At 61.2% G+C, this 22,118-nt stretch carries 26 protein-coding genes; 14 read left to right on the top strand and 12 right to left on the bottom strand.

Translation table 11 applies throughout. From position 1 onward, the window contains the following. Window position 1: 1 nt before the first annotated feature. The 8 genes from secF to GOW72_RS07505 all read left to right on the top strand — a co-directional run bounded on the left by secF (window position 2) and on the right by GOW72_RS07505 (window position 4,953). Complete coding sequence (gene secF / locus GOW72_RS07540) at window positions 2-970, top strand: protein translocase subunit SecF (protein ID WP_170366356.1); 969 nt, start codon at window positions 2-4, stop codon at window positions 968-970. Then, window positions 963-1,709, top strand: a complete 747-nt coding sequence (locus GOW72_RS07535) for a sulfite exporter TauE/SafE family protein (protein WP_170366354.1) — start codon at window positions 963-965, stop codon at window positions 1,707-1,709. The genes secF and GOW72_RS07535 overlap by 8 nt, the downstream gene beginning before the upstream one ends. 8 nt (window positions 1,710-1,717) lie before the next feature. Beyond that, window positions 1,718-2,071, top strand: coding sequence for an Mth938-like domain-containing protein (locus tag GOW72_RS07530; protein ID WP_170366352.1), 354 nt, complete (start codon window positions 1,718-1,720; stop codon window positions 2,069-2,071). Window positions 2,072-2,165: 94 nt separating this feature from the next. Further along, window positions 2,166-2,780 carry a heme ABC exporter ATP-binding protein CcmA gene (ccmA, locus tag GOW72_RS07525; protein WP_170366350.1) on the top strand — a complete coding sequence of 205 codons (615 nt, stop codon included), beginning with the start codon at window positions 2,166-2,168 and terminating at the stop codon, window positions 2,778-2,780. Further along, window positions 2,777-3,433 carry a heme exporter protein CcmB gene (ccmB, locus tag GOW72_RS07520; protein WP_170366348.1) on the top strand — a complete coding sequence of 219 codons (657 nt, stop codon included), beginning with the start codon at window positions 2,777-2,779 and terminating at the stop codon, window positions 3,431-3,433. Before ccmA ends, ccmB begins: the two co-directional genes overlap by 4 nt. Window positions 3,434-3,492: 59 nt before the next feature. Then, on the top strand, window positions 3,493-4,266 hold the full coding sequence (locus tag GOW72_RS07515) for a heme ABC transporter permease (protein WP_005982368.1): 774 nt from the start codon (window positions 3,493-3,495) through the stop codon (window positions 4,264-4,266). Continuing rightward, entirely contained in the window at window positions 4,263-4,421 is a 159-nt protein-coding gene (gene ccmD, locus GOW72_RS07510; RefSeq protein ID WP_005982370.1) for a heme exporter protein CcmD, read from the top strand. Before GOW72_RS07515 ends, ccmD begins: the two co-directional genes overlap by 4 nt. Further along, window positions 4,414-4,953 carry a DsbE family thiol:disulfide interchange protein gene (locus tag GOW72_RS07505; protein WP_170366346.1) on the top strand — a complete coding sequence of 180 codons (540 nt, stop codon included), beginning with the start codon at window positions 4,414-4,416 and terminating at the stop codon, window positions 4,951-4,953. The genes ccmD and GOW72_RS07505 overlap by 8 nt, the downstream gene beginning before the upstream one ends. An 8-nt stretch (window positions 4,954-4,961) precedes the next feature. On the opposite strand, the gene GOW72_RS07500 is transcribed toward GOW72_RS07505, so the two are convergent. Both GOW72_RS07500 and acnA read right to left on the bottom strand, forming a co-directional pair. Further along, window positions 4,962-5,663: an SDR family NAD(P)-dependent oxidoreductase gene (locus GOW72_RS07500; protein ID WP_170366344.1), complete on the bottom strand. Its 702-nt coding sequence runs from the start codon at window positions 5,661-5,663 to the stop codon at window positions 4,962-4,964. A gap of 110 nt (window positions 5,664-5,773) precedes the next feature. After that, entirely contained in the window at window positions 5,774-8,464 is a 2,691-nt protein-coding gene (gene acnA / locus GOW72_RS07495; RefSeq protein WP_170366342.1) for an aconitate hydratase AcnA, read from the bottom strand. Between the two features lie 226 nt (window positions 8,465-8,690). Between acnA and GOW72_RS07490 the strand changes: the two genes are divergently transcribed. Continuing rightward, window positions 8,691-9,392 carry a DUF1223 domain-containing protein gene (locus tag GOW72_RS07490; RefSeq protein ID WP_170366341.1) on the top strand — a complete coding sequence of 234 codons (702 nt, stop codon included), beginning with the start codon at window positions 8,691-8,693 and terminating at the stop codon, window positions 9,390-9,392. An 8-nt stretch (window positions 9,393-9,400) separates the two neighbouring features. Here GOW72_RS07490 and GOW72_RS07485 read toward each other — a convergent pair whose 3' ends face one another. The 5 genes from GOW72_RS07485 to purB all read right to left on the bottom strand — a co-directional run bounded on the left by GOW72_RS07485 (window position 9,401) and on the right by purB (window position 13,835). Beyond that, window positions 9,401-10,324 carry a lysophospholipid acyltransferase family protein gene (locus GOW72_RS07485; protein WP_170366339.1) on the bottom strand — a complete coding sequence of 308 codons (924 nt, stop codon included), beginning with the start codon at window positions 10,322-10,324 and terminating at the stop codon, window positions 9,401-9,403. Between the two features lie 118 nt (window positions 10,325-10,442). Then, window positions 10,443-11,543 (bottom strand): flagellar motor switch protein FliG, encoded by a 1,101-nt coding sequence (locus GOW72_RS07480; protein WP_170366337.1) that lies wholly within the window; start codon window positions 11,541-11,543, stop codon window positions 10,443-10,445. Between the two features lie 66 nt (window positions 11,544-11,609). Beyond that, the gene (locus GOW72_RS07475) at window positions 11,610-12,149 is read right to left on the bottom strand and encodes a tetratricopeptide repeat protein (protein ID WP_170338029.1); all 540 of its coding nucleotides are present in this window, start codon (window positions 12,147-12,149) and stop codon (window positions 11,610-11,612) included. A 101-nt stretch (window positions 12,150-12,250) separates the two neighbouring features. Beyond that, the gene (locus GOW72_RS07470; RefSeq protein ID WP_141138470.1) at window positions 12,251-12,403 is read right to left on the bottom strand and encodes an adenylosuccinate lyase; all 153 of its coding nucleotides are present in this window, start codon (window positions 12,401-12,403) and stop codon (window positions 12,251-12,253) included. A gap of 127 nt (window positions 12,404-12,530) precedes the next feature. Then, window positions 12,531-13,835, bottom strand: a complete 1,305-nt coding sequence (gene purB, locus GOW72_RS07465; protein ID WP_170338031.1) for an adenylosuccinate lyase — start codon at window positions 13,833-13,835, stop codon at window positions 12,531-12,533. Window positions 13,836-13,922: 87 nt separating this feature from the next. Here purB and GOW72_RS07460 point away from each other — a divergent pair, with 87 nt between their 5' ends. From GOW72_RS07460 to GOW72_RS07450, 3 genes are all read left to right on the top strand, one after another. Next, window positions 13,923-14,255 (top strand): hypothetical protein, encoded by a 333-nt coding sequence (locus GOW72_RS07460; protein ID WP_170366334.1) that lies wholly within the window; start codon window positions 13,923-13,925, stop codon window positions 14,253-14,255. 112 nt (window positions 14,256-14,367) lie between these two features. Continuing rightward, a complete protein-coding gene (locus GOW72_RS07455) occupies window positions 14,368-14,922 on the top strand; it encodes a hypothetical protein (protein WP_244952358.1) in 555 nt (184 codons plus the stop codon). 10 nt (window positions 14,923-14,932) lie between these two features. Next, a complete protein-coding gene (locus GOW72_RS07450; RefSeq protein ID WP_170338034.1) occupies window positions 14,933-15,292 on the top strand; it encodes a hypothetical protein in 360 nt (119 codons plus the stop codon). Window positions 15,293-15,314: 22 nt separating this feature from the next. On the opposite strand, the gene GOW72_RS07445 is transcribed toward GOW72_RS07450, so the two are convergent. Continuing rightward, complete coding sequence (locus GOW72_RS07445; protein ID WP_170358722.1) at window positions 15,315-16,553, bottom strand: bifunctional alpha/beta hydrolase/OsmC family protein; 1,239 nt, start codon at window positions 16,551-16,553, stop codon at window positions 15,315-15,317. A 236-nt stretch (window positions 16,554-16,789) separates the two neighbouring features. Here GOW72_RS07445 and GOW72_RS07440 point away from each other — a divergent pair, with 236 nt between their 5' ends. After that, window positions 16,790-16,984, top strand: a complete 195-nt coding sequence (locus GOW72_RS07440; RefSeq protein WP_170338541.1) for a hypothetical protein — start codon at window positions 16,790-16,792, stop codon at window positions 16,982-16,984. A 3-nt stretch (window positions 16,985-16,987) separates the two neighbouring features. Here GOW72_RS07440 and dddP read toward each other — a convergent pair whose 3' ends face one another. Then, entirely contained in the window at window positions 16,988-18,331 is a 1,344-nt protein-coding gene (gene dddP, locus GOW72_RS07435; RefSeq protein WP_170366332.1) for a dimethylsulfonioproprionate lyase DddP, read from the bottom strand. Between the two features lie 123 nt (window positions 18,332-18,454). Between dddP and GOW72_RS07430 the strand changes: the two genes are divergently transcribed. Continuing rightward, entirely contained in the window at window positions 18,455-19,198 is a 744-nt protein-coding gene (locus GOW72_RS07430) for a heme-dependent oxidative N-demethylase family protein (protein WP_170366329.1), read from the top strand. Between the two features lie 37 nt (window positions 19,199-19,235). Here the strand turns inward: GOW72_RS07430 and GOW72_RS07425 are convergent, their stop codons facing one another. From GOW72_RS07425 to GOW72_RS07415, 3 genes are all read right to left on the bottom strand, one after another. Continuing rightward, window positions 19,236-20,144, bottom strand: a complete 909-nt coding sequence (locus GOW72_RS07425; protein ID WP_342355356.1) for a hypothetical protein — start codon at window positions 20,142-20,144, stop codon at window positions 19,236-19,238. A gap of 198 nt (window positions 20,145-20,342) precedes the next feature. Beyond that, window positions 20,343-21,137: a lytic murein transglycosylase gene (locus GOW72_RS07420; RefSeq protein ID WP_170338547.1), complete on the bottom strand. Its 795-nt coding sequence runs from the start codon at window positions 21,135-21,137 to the stop codon at window positions 20,343-20,345. 16 nt (window positions 21,138-21,153) lie between these two features. After that, entirely contained in the window at window positions 21,154-21,990 is an 837-nt protein-coding gene (locus tag GOW72_RS07415) for an amino acid ABC transporter substrate-binding protein (protein ID WP_170358729.1), read from the bottom strand. Between the last annotated feature and the right edge of the window lie 128 nt (window positions 21,991-22,118).

The raw sequence follows: 22,118 nt of genomic DNA, 5'->3' as shown, positions 1-22,118 counted from the left end.
CATGAGACTGAAACTCGTACCCGAAAACACCTCGTTCGATTTCTTCAGCCGCTGGAAGGTCTGGCTGGGCATTTCGGGCCTGATGATGGTCATCGCATTCGCTTCGTTCATGCTCCAGGGTTTGAACTTCGGGATCGACTTCCGGGGCGGTACCACGATCCGGACCCAGAGCACGCAGGAATTGGATGTCGGTGTTTACCGCGACGCCATTGCGCCGCTGGGCCTCGGGGATGTCACCATCACCGAAATCTTCGACCCGACATTCGGGCCTGATGAGAACGTGGCCATGATCCGCATTCAAGCGCAGGACGGTGCCGAATCTGTCACGGCCGAAACCATCGCGGCAGTCGAAGGCGCCTTGCAGGCGGTAGTCCCAGATATCCAGTTCGTTTCGGTGGAATCCGTGGGCCCGAAAGTATCGGGCGAGCTGATCCAAACAGCCGTGATTGCTGTGGTTCTGGCGATCGGAGCGGTGCTGGTCTACATCTGGCTGCGGTTCGAATGGCAGTTCGCGCTGGGGGCGGTCGCCGCGCTGGTGCATGACGTGTTGCTGACGATCGGTATTTTTTCCGAGCTGCAGATCCGCTTCGACCTCGCGATTATCGCCGCGCTTCTGACAATCGTCGGTTACTCGCTGAACGATACCGTGGTCGTATTCGACCGGGTGCGTGAGAACCTGCGTAAATACAAGAAGAAGGACCTGAAAGAGGTGCTGAACCTCTCGATCAATGAAACGCTCAGCCGAACCGTCATGACCTCGGTCACCACGTTGCTGGCGCTTGTCTCGCTGTATGTGCTCGGCGGTGACGTGATCCGCGGGTTCGTCTTCGCGATGATCTGGGGCGTGATCGTAGGGACCTATTCGTCGGTTTTCGTGGCCTCGACCATCCTGCTGTGGCTGGGGGTCAAACGCGATTGGTCCAAGCCATCAAACACGGCCGGCAACCAGTTTGCCAATATCGATGCCTGATGTGTTCGGCCAATCCCCAACGGGATTGGCCGTCATCATTTTTGCAGCCCTCGCGGGTGGAATCGTTCGAGGGTTTTCCGGGTTTGGCACCGCGCTGATCTTTCTGCCGCTGGCGACACCGTATCTTGGTCCGTTCGGGGCTTTGATCGCGTTGACCTGCATGGACGTCTTCGGGCCACTTCCCAATCTGCGCCGCGCCTGGGTTGATGTCGACAAACGCGATCTCGTGCGACTTGTCGTCGGCTGTGCACTTCTGCTGCCGGTCGGACTGTCGATATTGACCCGAGTCCAGCCTGAGGTTTTTCGCTACGCTGTCAGCCTCGTGACCCTGTTCATGCTGGTCGTGCTGATTTCGGGGCTGCGGTACAACGGCGCAGTCCGGCGCAACATGGTAACTGCCATCGGCGCTGCGGCCGGCTTTTTGGGGGGCGTTGCAGGCATTCCGGGTCCAGCGGTAATCCTGTTCTACATGTCTCGCCCGTTGCCTGTGGCAGTTGTTCGGGCCACCATCCTGCTGTTCCTTCTGGCCTTTGATTTTCTGATCTTCGGGTATCTCGCTGTGTTCGGGCAACTGACCTGGTCCACGGTTGGGTTGGGGCTGGCGCTTGCCGTTCCGAATCTGGCAGGAAATTGGCTGGGCGGCTGGATGTTTCAGCCTGCCAGGGAGCGGGTCTACCGCGTGATCGCGTATGCAGTCATCGCTGCTGCGGCCTTGTCGGGCTTGCCGCTTTGGGGATAGAAGATCACATGCGCCTGAACGAGATCACATATACCAACGCAGTTCCGATCGATGGCTATGGGCCGGGATTCTTCCGCATAGGCGGCGAGGTTTACGAAGGCAGTGTTCTGACAGGCGCCGGAGGGACCGGACCGTGGGGCGGTTTTGCGGACAGCGAGAGCCTTCTAGGGCTGGCCAATCAGGTTGACGTTCTGTTCATCGGCACCGGCGCTGATCTGTCTCACATACCATCTGATCTGCGGTCGACCCTCGAAGACGCCGGCATCGGGGTCGAGATCATGAACTCGCCCGCCGCCTGCCGCACCTACAACGTGCTCTTGTCCGAGGGGCGCCGTATCGCTCTGGCCCTGTTGCCGGTCTGACCGCTTCATCTGGCCCCTCACATCCCGCCCCGCCAACAGGCCCTGCGGCAAATCCGTCCTTTTTCCCCCGCAACCAATCGGATAAGCGGGTCTCATGACACTGACCGTGACCGACCTTGCCATCGCCCGAGGGGGTGTGCCCGTGCTTGAAGGCCTCAGTTTCGCGCTGCCCCCGGGCAAGGCGCTGATCCTGCGCGGCCCGAACGGGATCGGCAAGACCACCCTTCTGCGCACGCTGGCCGGGCTGCAACCACCGCTCTCGGGCCGGATCGAGGGGGCCGAGGACCGGATCGCCTATGCCGCCCATTCCGACGGACTCAAACCCACCCTGACCGTGACCGAGAACCTGACCTTCTGGGCCTCGGTCTTTGGCACGCGCGACATCCAGCCCGCGCTGGAGGCCTTTGCCCTGAACGAACTGGCCGATCGTCACGCAGGCAACCTGTCCGCGGGTCAGAAACGCCGACTGGGTCTGGCGCGGATGCTGGTGACCAGCCGCCCGATCTGGATGCTGGACGAACCCACCGTGTCACTGGACAAGACCGCCGTGGCAATGTTCGCCGATGCAGTGCGGGCGCATCTGGGGCAGGGCGGCTCGGCCCTGATTGCCACCCATATCGACCTGGGCCTCGATGGTGAGGTCCTGGATGTCGGCCCAAACAAGGCGCGCCCAAAGGCGCTGGATGACTTCGACGGAGGCTTCCTGTGATCGCCCTGCTGCTGCGTGACCTGAAACTGGCCTTCCGCGCGGGGGGCGGGTTCGGCCTGGGTCTGGCCTTTTTCCTGATCGTCACCGTTCTGGTGCCGTTTTCTGTGGGTCCGCAATCCTCGCTGTTGGCGACCATCGCGCCGGGGGTGCTGTGGCTGGGCGCATTGCTGGCCTGTCTGCTGTCTCTGGATCGTCTGCTGGCACTGGACTGGGAGGACGGGTCGCTCGACCTGCTGGCCACCGCGCCGCTGCCGCTGGAATCGGTGGTCACGATCAAGGCGCTGGCACATTGGATTACCACCGGCCTGCCGCTGGTGCTGGCCGCGCCGGTGCTTGGGGTGCTGCTGAACCTGCCCGGCCCCGGTTTCGGATGGCTGGTCGTCTCGCTGTTGATCGGCACGCCCGCGCTCAGCGTGATCGGCACTTTCGGCGCAGCCCTGACCGTTGGGCTCAAACGCGGAGGCCTGCTGCTGTCGCTGCTGGTGCTGCCGCTATACGTGCCAACGCTGATCTTCGGGGCCGAGGTCGCGCGCCGTGGTGCCACCGGGATGGAGGTCCAGACCTCGCTGCTGATGTTGGCCGGGATCACTGCCGCCACGGTCGCCCTTCTGCCTTTTGCCAGCGCGGCGGTGCTGCGCATCAACCTCAGATGATTGGGGCACGTTGACCGATGTCAATTGAGAACGCCCCCGACTCGGACTAGATAAGGCCCATGTCGATAGCAGCCAAAGCCAACGCCCTGTGGGAATACGCCAACCCGCGCAAGTTCCTCGCCACCAGCGAGCGGGTCCTGCCGTTCTTCTGGATCAGCTCGGCCCTGTTTCTGGTCGTCGGGCTGGTGTGGGGGTTCTTCTTCACGCCGGATGACTACAAGCAGGGGTCGACCGTCAAAATCATCTACTTGCATGTGCCATCGGCGCTGATGGCCATCAATTGCTGGCTGATGATGCTGGTCACCTCGCTGGTCTGGCTGGTGCGCAGGCACCATGTCAGTGCCCTTGCCGCACGCGCCGCAGCGCCGATCGGCATCGTGATGACCCTGATCGCGCTGGCCACCGGCGCCATCTGGGGGCAGCCGATGTGGGGCACCTGGTGGGCCTGGGATCCGCGCCTGACCTCGTTCCTGATCCTGTTCCTGTTCTATCTGGGCTACATCGCCCTTTGGGAGGCGATCGAAGACCCCGACACGGCGGCGGACCTGACCTCGGTCCTGTGCATCGTGGGGTCGGTCTTTGCAATCCTCAGCCGCTATGCGGTGAATTTCTGGAACCAGGGTCTGCATCAGGGCGCATCGGTGATGCGCGCAGGGGCGATCACCGGCACGGACACCACCGAGAAGGTCAGCAACGTGTTCTTCTACCCGCTGCTGACCTGCATCATCGGCTTCGTGCTGCTGTTCATCGCGCTGGTCCTGTACCGGACCGGAACCGAAATCCGCGCGCGGCGCATCAAAGCGCTGCTGGCACGGGAAAGGGTAAACGGATGATGCCTGATCTGGGAAAATACGCCGAAACGGTTCTGTCCTCCTACGCGGCCTCGATCGTTTTGCTGGTGGCACTGGTGGTTTTCAGCATCCTGCGTGGTCGCAAGGTCCGGGCCGAGATGGAAAAGATCGAACAGAGGATGTCGCGCAATGGCTAAGATCTCGCCGTTGATGATTGCTCCACCACTGATTTTCGGAGCCTTTGCAGTGCTGGCGGCCATTGGCATGTTCCGCGAAGATCCCAACGCGCTGCCCTCGGCCCGCGAAGGCCAGCCAGCGCCGCCCGTTGTTCTGGCCGAGTTTCCGGGGAAACAGGGGTTCGACGATGCAACCCTGCGCGACGGCCAGGTCAAGCTGGTGAACTATTGGGCCAGCTGGTGTGCTCCCTGCCGCGCCGAGCATCCGAACCTCGAGAAGCTGGCGCAGGAAGATATTCCGGTCTACGGCATCAACTACAAAGACAAACTGGCCAACGCCGACGCTTTCCTAAGCGAACTGGGTGATCCTTATGCCGCCATCGGGCGCGATGAAAATGGCCGCATGGGGTTGGACTGGGGCGTCTACGGCGTGCCCGAGACCTACGTGATCGATGGTGACGGCACGATCATCCTGCGGTTTGCCGGCCCGATCACCCAGCGCGTGATCGAGAGCACTATCCGACCCGCATTGGAAAAAGCCGCCGCGCAGTAACGCCGGGGTTAAAGGCGATACCCGCCAGAGACGGTCAGCACCTCTCCGGTGATGAAGGACGCGTCTTCGGATGCTAGAAAGCGAACTGCGCGCGCTATGTCCTCGGGTATCCCAACACGCCCCAGCGCCGTGTTCTGAACGAACAGGTCGGTCAGATCGTCGGGTCTTGGGGCTTCGGGGATGTTGATCGCTCCGGGTGCCACCGCGTTGACGCGAATGCCGTCTGGGCCCAGTTCTTTCGCCATGGCGCGGGTCCACAAGTTCAGCGCGGCTTTGCTGGCCCCATAGGTCGCGGCGTCGCGCGGGGGAAGCTCGGCGTTGACTGACGAGATACTGACGACCGACGCTCCCGGCTGCAGGTGAGGCAACGCGGCAGCCATCAGCGCGGCCGGAACCAGCAGGTTTAGATCAAGAATGGCCCTGTGGTCCTTTCGGCTGAACCGGTCCTTTGGTGTGGCCTGAACCAGCCCGGCATTGTTGATGATCACATCCAGCCGCCCGAACCTGTCGATGACGCGGCGCACCACGTCTTCGGGCTGACCTTCTTGGGTCAGATCGCTTTGCAGGGTCAGGGCCGGTCGGTCATCGGGCAAGGGCTGCGGTTCGGTCCTGTGCCACGTCAGGGCGACCTGATGATCCACGGCCAGATCAACCGCGATGGCCCGGCCAATTCCGCGAGCACCACCAGTTATCAAGGCAACTTTTTCCATGCCCTTAGCAGACCGCTTATCTGCAAGGAACACAACGCGATAATGGCCAGACCTGAAACGAAAAAGGGCGCCCGGTCGGGGCGCCCTTGCGTTCTTGGCTTTGTGCCGGCTTAGCTGGCCTTGGCCAGGTTCCGCAGCACATAGTGCAGCACGCCGCCGTTTTCGATGTATTCGATCTCGGGCGCGGTATCGATGCGGCACTTGAGCGTGATGATCTTCTCGGTTCCGTCCGCATAGGTGATGGTGCAGGGCACCTCTTGCAGCGGCTGGATCGTGTCCAGACCGTGGATCGAGAAGGTCTCGTCGCCTTTCAAGCCCAGCGTCTTGCGGTTGTCGCCGGCGGTGAACTCGAACGGGATGACGCCCATGCCCACCAGGTTCGAGCGGTGGATACGCTCGAAGCTTTCTGCGATCACGGCCTTGACACCCAGCAGCGCGGTGCCCTTGGCCGCCCAGTCCCGCGAGGAACCGGCGCCATACTGCTCGCCGCCGATCACGACCAGCGGAGTGCCTTCTGCCTGATAGGCCATCGATGCGTCATAGATCGAGGTCTGCTGCCCATCGGGGCCTTTGGTGTAACCACCCTCGACACCGTCCAGCATCTCGTTCTTGATGCGGATGTTGGCGAAGGTGCCGCGCATCATGACCTCGTGGTTGCCACGACGCGACCCGTACGAGTTGAACTCGCGCGGTTGCACCTGGCGCTCCAGCAGGTATTTGCCCGCGGGGCTGGTGGTTGCAAACGAACCAGCCGGCGAGATGTGGTCGGTGGTCACCATGTCGCCCAGAATGGCCAGAACCTTGGCGCCTTCGATGTTCGAGATGGTGCCCGGCTGTGCCCCCATACCCTGGAAGTAGGGCGGGTTCTGGATGTAGGTCGACGTCGGCGGCCAGTCATAGGTCTCGGCATCGGTGGTTTCGACCGATTGCCATTTCTCGTCGCCCTTGAAGACATCAGCGTATTTCGACTGGAATGCCTCGCGGGTTACGGTTGCCTCGACCAGTTCGGCGATCTCTTTCTGGGTCGGCCAGATGTCTTTCATGTAGACGTCGTTGCCGTCCTTGTCCTGACCGATCGGTTCCGAGGTCAGGTCGATGTCCAGCGTGCCGGCCAGCGCATAGACAACCACCAGCGGCGGCGAAGCCAGGTAGTTGGCGCGCACGTCGGGCGAGATCCGGCCTTCGAAGTTGCGGTTGCCCGACAGGACCGAGGTCGCCACAAGGTCGCCCTCGGCGATGGCTTCCGAGATCTCTTTCTGGATCGGGCCCGAGTTGCCGATGCAGGTGGTGCAGCCATAACCAACGAGGTTGAAGCCGATCTTGTCCAGATCTTCCTGCAGGCCAGCGGCCTCAAGATATGCGGATACGACCTGCGATCCCGGGGCCAGAGAGGTTTTGACCCACGGTTGGCGGTTCAGGCCCAAAGCCGCCGCCTTGCGTGCGACAAGGCCCGCACCGATCATCACATAGGGGTTCGAAGTGTTGGTGCACGACGTGATCGAAGCGATCACGACCTTGCCCGATTCCATGGTGTAGTCTTCGCCTTTGACCGGCACTTCCTTGCCCATCGGGCGCTTGAAAGTGTTTTCCATTTCCTGGCGGAAGGCAGCCTTGGCGTTGGTCAGGGGCACATAGTCCTGCGGACGCTTGGGACCCGAGATCGCCGGAACGATGGTGCTCATGTCCAGCGTCAGGGTGTCGGTGTAGACCGGGGCATAGTTCTCGTCGCGCCAGAAACCGTTTTCCTTGGCGTAGGCTTCGACCAGCGCGATGCGGTCCTCGTCACGGCCGGTGTTGCGCAGGTAGCGCAGGGTTTCGTTGTCGATCGGGAAGAAGCCGCAGGTCGCGCCGTATTCGGGCGCCATGTTGGCGATGGTTGCACGGTCGGCCAGCGGCAGACGGTCCAGGCCTTCGCCGTAGAATTCAACGAACTTGCCCACCACGCCCTTGGCGCGCAGCATCTCCACGACCTTCAGAACCAGGTCGGTGCCGGTGGTGCCTTCGACCATCTCGCCGGTCAGTTCGAACCCGATCACTTCGGGGATCAGCATCGAGATCGGCTGACCCAGCATCGCGGCCTCGGCCTCGATCCCGCCAACGCCCCAGCCCAGAACGGCCATGCCGTTGACCATAGTGGTGTGGCTGTCGGTGCCGACCAGCGTGTCGGGATATGCGACTTCTTCGCCGTTCTGGTCGGTGTCGGTCCAGACGGTCTGGGCCAGGTATTCCAGGTTCACCTGGTGGCAGATGCCGGTGCCCGGCGGTACCACGCGGAAGTTGTTGAACGCGCTCTGGCCCCATTTCAGGAACTGGTAGCGCTCCATGTTGCGCTCATATTCGCGGTCCACGTTCATCTGGAAGGCGCGCGGGTTGCCGAATTCATCGATCATGACCGAGTGGTCGATGACCAGGTCAACGGGGTTCAGCGGGTTGATCTTCTGGGCGTCGCCCCCCAGCGCCTTGATGCCGTCGCGCATCGCGGCCAGGTCGACAACGGCCGGAACGCCGGTGAAGTCCTGCATCAGCACGCGGGCAGGGCGGTAAGCGATCTCGCGCGGGTTCTTCCCGTTGTTGGCACCCCATTCGGCAAAAGCCTTGATGTCATCGACCGAGACCGAGAAGCCGCCGTCCTCGAACCGCAGCATGTTTTCCAGCACCACTTTCAGCGCGGCGGGAAGCTTGGAGAAATCGCCCAGGCCGGCCTCTTGCGCGGCGGGGATCGAGTAATACGAGATGGACTTGCCATTCACGCTCAGGCTGCTGCGTGTCTTGGCGGTATCCTGTCCGACTTTGATGGGCATCTGTGGCCTCCCTCTCAAATGACGTGGAATTGGGATTCGCTGAGCGGTATCTGCATCACCAAGGCCTGCGGTTCAAGGTCCAACAGGGCGGGTGCGGCAATTTTTGTATACCATTGCACACATTTTTGCGGATTGCCGCCGAAACCTGTCTCAAGAAACCTTGATTGGCGCTTGATCCGGTGGCGGAGTACACCGGTGCTTGCAGGCTCCTCAAACAGAGAGTGAAATGAAAAGATCAGCCCTGACCACATTTCTTGCGTCCGTGTTCCTGTCGGCGTCTTCGGCCTGGGCGGACGGCCCGGTAGTGGTCGAATTGTTTACCTCGCAGGGGTGTTCGTCCTGTCCGCCGGCAGATGCGATCATGCACGATCTCGCCATGCGCGACGACGTGATCGGCTTGGCGCTGCACGTGGACTATTGGGACTACATCGGTTGGAAGGACGAGTATGCCGATCCGGCGCATACGGACCGTCAGCGCGCCTATGCACGGCGCGGCGGCCGTTCGATGATCTATACCCCACAGATGGTGATAAACGGACAACAGGATGTCGTCGGTGCCAAAACCCGCGATTTGAACCGATTGATCGACGCGCATTTGACCGCTGCGCCCACCGCGTCGGTTTCGGCGCAGAGGTCCGGGAACACGGTTACGGTCCGCGTTGCCCCGGTCGATCTCGCCGCCGCGGAAAACTATGACGTGGTGGTCGTACAATACACGCCGTTGCGCCACGCATCGATTCGACGGGGCGAATTGGCCGGACACGATCTGGACTACGCGAATGTCGTTGAGGAATGGCACGAAGCGGGCCGATGGAACGGGTCGGCTGAACAGGATTTTCAGATCGAACTGTCTTCGGACCTGCCCGCGGTGGTTCTGATTCAGGGCACTGGCAATGGCCCGATCATCGCCTCAACAAGGGTGAAGTAGAGGGCGGCTCAGGGCATGTCCTGAGGCTGCACACCCAGCCCATTCCAGGCTTTCCACCGTCGGTGAATCCAGAACCATTGGCCCATGTGTTTCCGCACCATGCCTTCGAGGTCATCGTTGATGAATTGGGTCATGGTCTTGGGGTCCGTATGCGGCACCGGATCATGCAAAACGATCTCGAAATCGATACCGTTGGCTTGGCGCACCGCATAACAAGGAATGAGAACGGCATCGTATTTCATTGCCAATTCCGCGTTCAAAACAGACGTGACAGCGGGTTTGCCAAAAAACGTCAATTCTTCACCGCCATGGGCGTGCAGGTCCGATACGATGGCGATGATGCCGCCCTTCTTGAGGGACCGAACCATTTCCACCATGCCGCGCCGGCCTTGTTCGAACATCGGCTCGCCGGTTTTGTGGAAGGCGTCGACATACATCTGGTTGAAATACGGATTGGCCATGCGACGGTACAGGCAACCAATCGGCTTGCCGCTGCGCGCCTGCAATGCGATCCGCGCAGCAAGGTAGTGACCGAAATGTGCGGTGATCATCATCACCGGCCGACCTTCGGCCACCGCTTGTTCAAAGGCGGCGATTCCTGAACCAGATACTTTTGCGTTCTTCTGCCGTTCAGTGAAATCCTCGGGCGAGAAGTGTTCCATGATCGCGCGGCCTGCGTTGTCGGGCACTGCACGGCAAATGCGTTTGACTTCGGCTTCAGGCAGGTCAGGGCAGGTCAGTTTCAGGTTGCTGCGCACACGTTTGGTGAACCCAACCGCCGGGGCCAACCCGCGCACGATCGCCCCCATCGTCGAAATGCGCCGTTCATAGGGCAAAAGACGCATTGCGACGATCATGCCTTTCAGGAACAGGTTGGCGACATAGTATTGACCAAGCTCAAAGCGGCTCAGTTCCGACTTTTCGACGGGCATCGGGGGATCTCACCGGGTGTTGTGAATTGCGGACTCAGACATACAGCCGGCGCGCAACAACCACAAGCATTGTCCCGAGCCCGGGTTCCGCGGCATCCGAGCCAGCGGCGGGCAGCCCTTAGTCGTCGTTGCCGTCGGCATCCGCTTCGACAAGGGCAATTGTGCCGGCGTCCACGAGTGTGCGGATCGCACTGACAATCTGGGTCATGGCCTCCTCTGCTTCGGCCTGCTTGACCTTGCCGCGTTCAGCAATTTCTTCGCGCAGGTTGTCGGCCATCCGTGCGGATATGTTGGACAGCAGATGGTCGACCGAGGCCTTGTCATCCTCGGTTCTGGCGCCAGCCAGAGCGGCTATCAGAATTGGCTGATCGACTTCGCGCAGGATGGCAGGCACATCCCGTGCAGCAATGCGCGTGGCGATGTGCGCAAAGGTTAAGATGGACTTTCGAACAGCGCTGGCGAACTCAGAATCCTCCTCATCGAGCGCGTCCAGCAGCCCGTCACGCGTGGAGGGGGGGGATTGGTTCAAGATCGCCCCGACGCGCGTGTCGGGTGAATCGTTGAAGGCCGGAACCGGGCGTTGATCCAATTGCGCGGCCAGGGACCAGCCGATCCGCTCCACCGCCTCGGGCGTCACGTTGGCGGTTTTTGACACGGCATAGGTAATCCGTCTGGCCACCGGTCCGGGCAATTGCGCCAACAACTGTGCTGCCTTCGCCGTATCGAGCTTGGATAGCATGACGGCTGCAACTTCGGTGCTTTCGGCCTGAGCCATACGCGCAAGGTCTTCGGCAGGGGTGTCACGCAGGCGCAGCCATGGATCGCCGACCTGGCGCACACCCGCGACCTTGCGCAGCCGGGCGGCGGTCGCCGGGGCAATCTTGCCATTTACTGCGTCAAGCGCCCCAGCCAAGCCGTGCGGGAAGGCAAGTCCGACGCTGTCCAGCGCATCTGCGAATTCTTGCGCGACCGCAGCGAGGGTTACACGGTCAACCAGCCCCATCCGGCCCAGTTGGAGGGTCAGCCGTTCCTGCAGTTCGTCGGGCAACTCCTCCAACGGAAGATCGGCCCCCTCGTTCAACAGCAGGCGTACGATGATGGCGGCCTTCTGACCGGGCGTGAGTTGGCGAGGTATGACGCGAGGGGCGTCATCCGTCTGTTTCTCGGCCGGAGCAGAATTGCCCGGCGCGGTCTGTACCAAAGCATGTGAATCTTGCATCTGCCTGCGGTGTCAATTTTTGTTCCGCAGGCAGACTAGCGAGAGTCGAGTAAAGAAAGACTGAACCTAGTAGCTGTAAGTCAGCCCCGTGCGGATCGCCTCGCGCAGAGACGCTTCGGCCCAGGTGCCTTCTCCTCCGCGTGCCTTGATCTCGCGCCATTGCGCGATGGCCAATTCGGTTTTCCCTTCGGTGACATATCCCTGACCCATGTAGCTGCGGGCCAGAATGTTGTCAGGATTGGTTTTGATTGCGCGTTGGTAGTAGGTGTTGGCCAGCTCGGCTTCGCCCATTTTGCGGTAGGTGAAGCCCCAATACGTCAAAACGCGATCATCGTCTTGATCCATGACCCGCAACACGTTCTGCGCATTTTCGAACTGGCCGTCATAAGCAAGCTCGCGCACGGCCTGATACAATTGCTCTTCGCTGAAATTGGTCTTGTTCGGTTTGACGCACCGGCCGGCTGCTTCGTCATAGACGCGGCCGAACAGGCATTTCTTGGTGGTATTCGTCGGTTTTGGGGGGCTGCTGTCACCGCCGGCGGCACTGACCGCGGGGGCAAAGGCAAAGGTCTGAAGGGCTAGTGCCGTGGCCATCAAAAGGCGCATTGTCCTACTCCGTTCCAAGGGCTGCTCGCAAGAAGCATAGTGCGTTCTTCAAAAAAGCTAACAGCCAATGGCTCGCTTTTATTCACAAGTAGGACAAGAATTCAGCTGCTGGCGTTTTTCACGCAGCTTTCCGAGGCCGAATCCCAAGTCGTACCAGGCGCACAGGATTGCGATTGCTTGCTGTGGCCTTGGCAGGCGAATGCGGACGAGGCGGACAGGGCAAGGGCCAGTGCGCAGAGTGTCGTGCGGATCATGATGGACTCTCCTTGAACGGAAATTGCCCATTCAGCATAGCCGATTTCGGACGTTTCCGCAAAAGACAGGGGCCCGGATCGCGCAGCGCGACCCGGGCCCCGGCAAAAGCCGTTCCTGCGTCGAGGGTTACTCGCCGAACACCCGCTCGAAGATCGTGTCGACATGTTTGGTGTGATAACCAAGGTCGAATTTTTCTTCGATCTCTTCCTTGCTCAGCGCTGCGGTCACATCCGGGTCGGCCAGCAGTTCGGTTTTGAAGTCCTTGCCTTCTTCCCAGACCTTCATCGCGTTGCGCTGCACCAGGCGATAGGCGTCTTCGCGGCTGACGCCGGCTTGAGTCAGGGCCAGCAGCACGCGCTGGCTCATGACCAGACCGCGGAACTTGTTCATGTTGGCCAGCATGTTGTCCGGATAGACCACCAGCTTGTCGATCACCCCGGTCAGGCGCGACAGGGCAAAATCCAGGGTCACGGTGGCGTCGGGGCCTATGTTGCGCTCGACCGAGCTGTGGCTGATGTCGCGCTCGTGCCACAGGGCCACGTTCTCCATCGCCGGGATCACGGTCATGCGCACCAACCGGGCCAGGCCGGTCAGGTTCTCGGTCAGCACCGGGTTGCGCTTGTGCGGCATCGCCGACGAGCCCTTCTGGCCTTTGGAAAAGAACTCCTCGGCCTCCAGAACTTCGGTGCGCTGCATGTGGCGGATTTCGATGGCGATGTTCTCGATGCTGCTGGCGATCACGCCCAGCGTGGCAAAGAAGGCCGCGTGGCGGTCGCGCGGGATGACCTGCGTGCTGATCGGCTCGGGCACCAGGCCCAGTTTTTCGCAGACATGCTCTTCGACGCGCGGGTCGATATTGGCGAAGGTGCCGACCGCGCCGCTGATGGCGCCGGTGGCGATCTCGGCGCGGGCGTCGCGCATCCGCGACAGGTTGCGGTCCATCTCGGCGTAGAAGCGCGCGAAGGTCAGGCCCATGGTGGTGGGTTCGGCATGAATGCCGTGGCTGCGGCCGATGCGGACAGTGTCCTTGTGCTCGTAGGCGCGGCGCTTGAGAGCGGCCAGCAGACCTTCGAGATCGGCGATCAGGATGTCGGCGGCGCGGGTCAGTTGCACGTTGAAGCAGGTATCCAGCACGTCCGAGCTGGTCATGCCCTGGTGGACAAAGCGGGCCTCATCGCTGCCGACATGCTCGGCCAGATGGGTCAGAAAGGCGATGACGTCATGCTTGGTCACGGCCTCGATCTCGTCGATGCGGGCCACGTCGAATTCCACGTCCTTGGCCTTCCAGACGGCCTCGGCGTTTTCGCGCGGGATGACGCCCAGATCGGCCATCGCGTCGCAGGCATGGGCCTCGATCTCGTACCAGATGCGGAACTTGGTCTCGGGCGACCAGACGGCAACCATTTCGGGGCGGGAATAGCGGGGAATCATGGGCGGCGGCACCTTTTTCGGTTGGCAATGGGTGTTGGCGCGGGTGATAGACTCGCCGGACCGTTGGGACAAGGCAGGAGACGCGGGATGAGACGGTTTGCCCTGATTTTGTTGGTTTGGCCCGGAATTCTGGCGGCCGACACGTTCCGACCGCTGACGGGCGCGCAGATTCTCGACGCCCTGTCGCGCCGGACGCTGGCTTATGACAACGGAGCCACACAGGTCTTCGAGCCGTCTATGGCCACGCAGTATTTCTCGGGTCGACCCAGCTCGGGGCGCTGGGCGGTGCGGGATGACAGATACTGTTCGATCTGGCCACCGTCTGACTTTTGGGCCTGTTACGATGTTCAGTCGGACGGTACGCGGATACGATTTGTGGGAGAGGCCGGCGATGCGACAGTCGGCGTATATGCAGACTAGGCGGCAACGCAGGTCGGGCGGGCCCCCTGAGCAAAACTCTTTAAAAACTGGACAAGCGCGGGTTGCATCGCTCATCCTCGGGACGATGACACCAACAAATAGAGATATCAGCTTGTTTAAGAAAAACCTTTTTGCCATCGGCGCGGCTTTTTGGGTCGGCATGACGGGTGCGGGGCTGAGCGATACGCCAGTCACCTACACCGAAGGGGGGCGTGCGCTGTTTCAGTTCGATGTCCCGGATTTCTGGATGCTGCGCACGGGCGGCCCACGCGATCTTGAGGATACACAACTGGGCGATACCCGGTCCGTAAGCCGGGTGATGGCTGCGCGCCCGGTCACAGATGACTCGGTCTGGATCGGGTTCGTTTCGCCGTTCGGCGTTGCCAGCATCGAGGACGGGGTCCGTTACTTGCAGGATGTCGACAAGTTTCTGGTGAAAAACCCAGAGGTGACAAGTGATGCGAACATGCGCATCGGCGGTTTGCCGGCCCGGGTCATTCGCGGCACCGGCACCCGTGACGGGCGCGGGATCAACTTCACCGCGACGGTGATCGACCTGCCGCGAAACCGTGTTGCGGTTGTGGTGACCATCCTGCGCGACGGTGCAGATCCTGGCTATGTCGAGGATCTGAATGCCATCTTCGCGTCATTCCGGTCAGTGCAGTGAGGGCGTGAAAATGGCAGGAACCTTTTTGAAGCGATCCGTCATCGTTCTGGGGCTTGGGGCCGGGGGATTCACCCTCTCGGGCTGTGAAGGCGTCACGGTCGGTGTAGGATACGGATATGACCCGTTCTATGACTCGATGCTGTGGAACGACTATTACCGCAACGTGAATGTCGACATTGACGTGGACCGCCCACCGCCGCCGGGTAAACCGCCGGGTGGGAAACCGCCGCCCAAACCCAAGCCGCCAATTGCGAAACCGCCCGCGCGGCCGAAACCTCCGATCGCCAAGCCGCCGGCGCGTCCTCGACCGCCCGTGGCCCGCCCACCAGCGGCACGGCCCCCGATCCACAGGCCTGCGCCTCGGCGATAGGTCATCCGGAACGGGTATCGGTTCACGCCGGAGCCGCAACAGGTTCCGGCGGCAGCAGTTCGGTGGTGATATGCGCTGAATTTTCAAGCGTGCGGTGCACTGGGCATTTGTCGGCGATCTCAAGAAGCTTGGTCCGCTGGTCATTGTCCAGCGGTCCGTCCAGTCGGATCTTGCGGCGGAACTGGTCGACCTTTCCATCCCCGGCCAACCCCGCGTCCTGCGCGTGCACCTTGTTGTGACAGACATCCACGCTGATCCCGGTCAGGGGCCATTGCTTGCGTCGCGCATACATGCGGATGGTCATCGAAGTGCACGCCCCAAGCCCGGCAGAAACGAAGCCATAAGGCGACATGCCGCGATCGGTCCCGCCGTAAGAGGCCGGCTCATCCGCCACGGCATGATGGCTGGGACCTGATTGAATGTCCTGAAGAAAACCGCCCGGGTCCACTTCGGTCACGCGCACCACGCCTTCGGGCGCGCCCGGCGGCGGGGCGGGCGGCGACAGCGGGACATAGCGCGATACCCAGGCCGCGATGACGTCGGCGGCGTATTCTGCATCCTTCGGACGGGTGATCAGGTGGTCTGCATCGTCCAGCGTAACAAAGCTTTTTGGGTGCTTGGCGGCCAGAAAGATCGTGCTGGCATTGTCGATGCTGACTGTTTCGTCGCGCGGCGCATGCAGGATCAGCAGCGCGGCCTTCAACTCGGCAATCGAGGGCGTCAGTTCGGATTCAGAGATATCGCGCACAAACTCTCGGCCGATGCGGATGGGGCGCCCACCCAGCAGAACTTCGGCGCTGCCATCCTGTTCGATCTGGCCCCGTGCGTCTTCAAAGTGATGAGCCACATGGCCGGGATCGGCCGGGGCGCCGATCGTGACCACCGCCTTTACCGAGGGTATACCGGCCCGCGCCCGCAAGACCGCGGCCCCGCCCAAAGAATGCCCGACAAGCAGGTCGGGCGCCATGTTCCGGCCCGCAAGAAACTGCGCAGCGGCGATCAGATCCTCAACGTTCGAAGTGAAAGTCGTGTTGGCGAACTCGCCGTCGGAATGGCCAAGGCCCGTGAAGTCGAACCGGAGAACGGCAAATCCCATCGCGGCCAGCCGCGCGCTGATGCGCCGGGCCGCAGGTATGTCCTTGGAGCAGGTAAAGCAATGAGCAAAAAGCGCAGTTGCCAGCACCGGCCCATCGGGGAGATCCAGCCGAGCAGCCAGTCGGCCACCATCGTGACCGGAAAATGTGACGCGTTCTGTGGGCATGTCGAGTCCTCAGGCTGTGATGCTGGGCGCAATACTGTGAACAAGGCAGTGCAGTCTCAACCCTTGTGACAGGACCGTCACGGGAAGGTGAGGGCGCAGGCGATGATCGTGAGGCGCCCTTTGTCAGGGCGTTGATCACAATCTGTGAAGTCTAAGCGAACAACAATTCGTTTTAATAATGATTCAGAAGCTCCCATGTTCGGCCTAACCGAAACAAAGGATCAAGGAGCGCGGAGATGACACATTCGACAAACGTGGCGCATTTCGAAGTTGCACAGGTCGGTACGGCGGTTGCCGTCTTTCTGGCCACGGCCATCGGATTTGCCGCCGGACTGCACTGGCCCCAAGACACGTTTTCGCCAGGCGCATCGGCAGAGCCGGTGCTTGAGGATTGGCACGGAAATGTGCGTCGCTCTCACTGGGCGGATTGAGGCCTAGTCGAGCCCCATAAGCGCGGAATCGAACGGGTAGCGGGTCAGGTTCTCGTAGCCATCTTCGGTGATCAGAACCTGATCTTCCAGCTTAATCGAGAAATCGCCGCCGACTTCGCCCACGGCGGCCTCGACGCACAGCACCATGCCCGGTTCCAGCGGATAATCATATGAGCCTGGCACTGCCTTGTCGGGATAAGCCACCAACGGCCATTCGTCGCACAGGCCCACGCCATGCATCAGGCAGCCGTACTTCTGTGCTTGGAACTTGTCGTCCAGCCTGTGGCAGTTGGCGGTCAGGTCGGGGATCATCACGCCGGGCTTCAGCATCTCCATGTTGGTCATGATGTGCTCGTGCGCGTGCTGCATGGCATAGATCATGTCGGGGCGGGGTTTTTCATCCCCGATCCACCAGGTGCGCGAGATGTCGACGCAAATGCCGTAGCTGCCGATCAGATCGGTATCAAAGGCGATGATTTCATTCTTCTGAGTAATCCGCGGCCCGCATTCCTGAAACCACGGGTTGGTACGTGGCCCTGAGGCCAGCAAGCGGGTTTCGATCCACTCGCCACCGCGCTTGATGTTCTCGGCGTGCAGAACCGCCCAGATGTCATCCTCGGAGGTCTTGCCGTCGCCCACATGGGTGCGGGCGAACTTCTCCATCTCGGCCACGGCGGTTTCGCAGGCGTGGCTGGCGCAGAGCATGGCCAGTATCTCGTCAGGGCCCTTGATGGCGCGGGTCTTTTCGGTGACCTCTTCGCCTTCCATGATCTCGAAACCCTGCGCCTCGAGCGCGCGGAGGCCGTGCAGCATGATCTTGTCCACCGCCAGCCGGGTGTGGCCGGGGGCGTGGTCCTGCATCAGCACGCGCACCTCGTTGGCGAACACGTCCGCCTGCACGTCCACCTTGTCGCCCCGGTCGAAATAGAACAGGTCCGCGCCGGAGCGCTGCTCGCGCACCAGAGGGTTGAATTTGGACAGGAAGGGCGAGTTCTTGTAGTCCCAGATCACCATGTAGCCATCGGCGCACAGCAGCACCGCCCGGAACGGGTTGTGGGTGTTCCAAAGCTGCATGTTGGTGCTGTCGGTGGCGTATCGGATGTTGAGCGGGTCGAACATCAACAGCCCGCCATAGCCCCGGTTGACGATCGCCTGGGTCAGCCGTTTCCAGCGATATTCGCGCATCCGGTCCAGGTTGGGCAGTTGCAACCCGGCGGCGGCCCATTCGCTGAATGCAAGTTGGGTGGGGCCGATCTCGATCCGGTCATTGTCGTTCGGCGTGCCGTCGCCCAGCGTCGCGCCGCGGCTTGGGTCGATCTTGCGGGTGTCTCTGTAGTGGTGGTTCACGGCGCGCCTCCCTGCATGCCGGTTCAGCCTGACGGGGCAGGGCGGCGCCGTCTGGGTGAATTGCGACGATTTGCCAGTCGCTTTTTGACCGACAAGGCCTGTTTCGAGTGCTAACCCAAGGCCATGACAGCCATTCTGCAACAGACTCTGCCCTACGATCCGACCCAACAGCGACCGCTGCCGGGAATCGCGCCGACCACGATGGACGACTGGTTGCATCGCGATGATGCCTTCGCCGCGCAGATGCGCCACCGCCAGCACCTGCTTGAAACCCGCCGGGACGACGTTCTGGCGCTGGACGCGCAGGCGCACCCGGCCGCCGTCGAGCTGCTGGACCTAGTTCTGGCGCAGGTCTATCCCGAGGCGGCCGACACCGCGCAGCGCCCGGATGGGGCCGCCGTGCCGATTGATCGCGACAATCCTTTGGATACGCTTTGCCTGCTGGCGCAGGAGGATTTCTGCATCCTGCAGAAACAGGGCGACGAGCATGTGCTGACCGGGGCCATCCTGTGCTTTCCCGCCAGCTGGCGACTGTCCGAGAAATTCATGCGACCACTGATCGACATTCACGCGCCGGTCGACAGCTACGATCTCAACATCGCGCGCCGGGTACAGCGCCTGTTCGACGGGATTCAGGTCGGCCGGCCTTTGTGGCGGTTCAACGCGCTGTGGTATGACGACCCCGAGTTGCACCAGCCCCGCAGCGCCAGCGCCCCGCGCGAGATCCGTGACCGTGGTACCACCCGGTATCTGCGCAGCGAGCGGCAAACGCTTTTGCGGTTGCCCGAGACACGGGCCGTGGTGTTCTCGATCCACACCTATGTCGTGCCGGTCGAGCACCTGCCAGAAATGGAAAACCCCGCCTGATGGCGGGGCCTCCAAGGAGGGTCTTCTGGTAATTCAGTTACAGTCCGATCGCATTGGCGACATCGGCAAACGCACCACTTGAGTTCAGCGATACGATGGCGACCGTATAGGCCAGGACCTGAGTGTTCAGGCGAAAGTCTTCGCCCCGAATGAGGTTCACAGCGGCCATCGACAGAGCGATCGGCGCCGACAGGCTGGCAACGGCACCGGTCAGGGCCCAGCTGGTCAGTCGCAACGCGTCACTGGGCCGGTCTTCATCGCCATCCGTCGCGGCCGGTGCATCGGAAACGGGTGCGTCGGCCTCGTCGGAACGGAAGGCGATGCTGAGCAATTGCTCATCGGTCAATTGAATCGGGCGCGGCGGCTTTGCCGGCGATTTGACGGCTTCGTGGTCATCAGTTGCAGCGGGCTCAAGGCCGGCGAAAGGTCCGCTGACCGCCTCGAACGCCTCGCGGCGGTTCCGCTGCTTGCGTGGCATCAACGAGTCAAACGCGCCCATGAACTGTTCGATCGTCAAAACGGTTTTCGGCGACAGCCATTCCACTCGTTGCGTCGAGCAGATGTCGACCATCCGATACAGCATGACGACAAGCATCAATTCGGAAATCTCGGGGTCATCCACCAGGCCGGAAACAGGCGAGACCGAGATCACCAATCGGTTGCGCGGTCGTGCCGCCGATGGGCGCACCATGGTCTTCAGGCCAACCGTACGGTCCAGACGCCCATAGCGGTCGCTGGTCTCCCGGGGTTCGGACTCGAGGGTCAAACGGACAAGGTACTGGCTGGACACGATGGTTGCCTCGGTCTGGCTCAGCAGGGTCTTGCGTTCCACAAGATGCCCGTAGTCCTCAAGAGTTGCCACCACGATATGGCCGAACCGCTCCAACGCGCCGTTCGTGTCGCCGTTGAATTGCAGGCCACCGTGGTATCTGTGCTTCGTGGTCACAGTCTTGCCCTCTGCCGTACGAATACTGAACCAACACTCTAGTTGGTGATGAGGGTCAAATTTTGACCATATTGCAAAAAAATGAATTTTTGCGACGATTGATTACGCTTTGGAAACCAAGAAATTAGAGCTTTCCGCCCGACACTGTGGCAGCAATGTGGCGGAATTGAGTGCGGCGGTCAGGTTGCTGACAAAGCCTCAGTTGTCGATTCGAGCGGCCATGATCGCAATTGATTTTTGGTAAACCGATGCGGCATTCCATTGCTGGATCACCGCAAAATTCGGTTCGCCGGGTTGATAGCCCCGGCCGGGTTTCCACCCTTTCTGCCGAAGAAAATTTGCGGTTGAGGCCAACGCATCCGTCATGTTGTAGAAGTCCACGCGCCCGTCACCCGTGGCGTCCACGCCATAGGTCAGAGCATTGCCGGGCAGAAACTGGGTGTGGCCCAACTCGCCATGTTTTGCCCCTTTTGTTGCCACCGTGATCGCCCCCTGATCGACCAGTTTCAGCGCTCCGATGGCATGGGGAACAAAGAAGTCGGACCGGCGACAATCGTAGGCCAATGTTGTGATTGCGGAAACAACCTGGCTGTCGCCCATGAAGTTTCCGAACCCGGTTTCCATGCCGTGAATGGCAATCAGAACGCCGGCCGGGACACCGTACTGACGCTCCAGCGCCGCGTAGAATTCCGGGTTTCGGGCCTTTCGCTTGCGGCCCTGGGCCACGATCGTATCCGCCCCTCGAACCTTCATGAACTTGTCGAGGGAGTATTTGAAGCTTTTTTGCCCCCGATCCGCGGCGATGGTTCGCGTGGCGTATTGGGTTTGCGCCAGAGCCTGCAGCCCTTTTTTCTTTACTCCGGCTTTGCGCGCCTGCTTGGCAAAATCGGCCTTCCAGGCTTCAAAACCAGCGCCTGTGTTCCCGCAGGGAGCGGACTGCGCCGCAATGGGTGCACTCAGTGCAATGAAAACGGACAGGACCGTAAGGCGCATGGAGACCTCCTGGAAATCAGGGCAGGGTGGGTGCGATAACGTACAGGGCTTTCAGGGCCTCGCTGGGTTCAATCCCGGGGAGTGCGGCGCGAAATATCTCTTCCATCGTGCCTTGTGCATACATCTGCGACAGGATCTCATCGACCATCAGGCGAAAGTCATCATCGCCGCGTGCAAGGGCCAGGCCCTGTTTTTCAATCGTCAGAATCTCCTGCGAGATTTTGAAGTCGTCCTTCAATCCAGCTGCCAGATAATTCACCAAAAGGATGGATTGGTCGGCGAAATAGGCGTCGATCTCTCCGTCCCGCAAAGCCTTGATCCCGTCGGGATGCGAGGCGAACCGAACGAGCTTTGCCTCGATCCCCGCTGATCCGAACGAGTTGAACACGGCTTCTTCGGTGGTCGTGCTGCTGCGCATGCCGACTTTCTTGCCGGAAAGCGACGCCATCGTGACTTCCGCATCTATCGGCAGCAAAACGGATGTTCCGTCTACGAAGATCGGGATCGAGAAATCAACGGTTTCCCGCCGCGACAAGGTTATTGTCGCCGCGCCGCACAACAGGTCGATCTGGCCAGAGGCGACCATGTCAAAGCGTGTATCCGACTGCACCGGAATGAATTGTGCGGTGAGGTCGTCCGCACCCAGTCGGCTGGCGATGGCTCGGGCAACTTGGTCGCAGACCATCACGGACAACCCGTCGGGTCGCTCCTTGTCGTTGATGAACGAAAGCGGGGCAGCATCTGTACGAAACCCAAACCGGATTTCGCGTGTTTCTTTGATCCGGTCGATCGTCTGCGCAGCAGCGCCTGAAACAAGAAGTGCTGCAGAGAGGGTCAGGGCGAGAAGGCGCATGAAAAATCCTGATAATTGAATTGATCTTCAGCCTAGCGGCAAAGGCGCCTGTCACAAAGGGAAATATCGGGGCCTTGCACCACTGAAAAGGGGCGCCCGACAGGACGCCCCCCAAGGTCTTTTCATTG

Source organism: Ruegeria arenilitoris (genome assembly GCF_013032855.1).
In the GTDB taxonomy this organism is placed as follows: Bacteria; Pseudomonadota; Alphaproteobacteria; order Rhodobacterales; family Rhodobacteraceae; genus Ruegeria; species Ruegeria arenilitoris.
The sequence above is the reverse complement of the archived record's forward strand: the minus strand, read 5'-3'. Positions and strand labels throughout refer to the sequence as shown.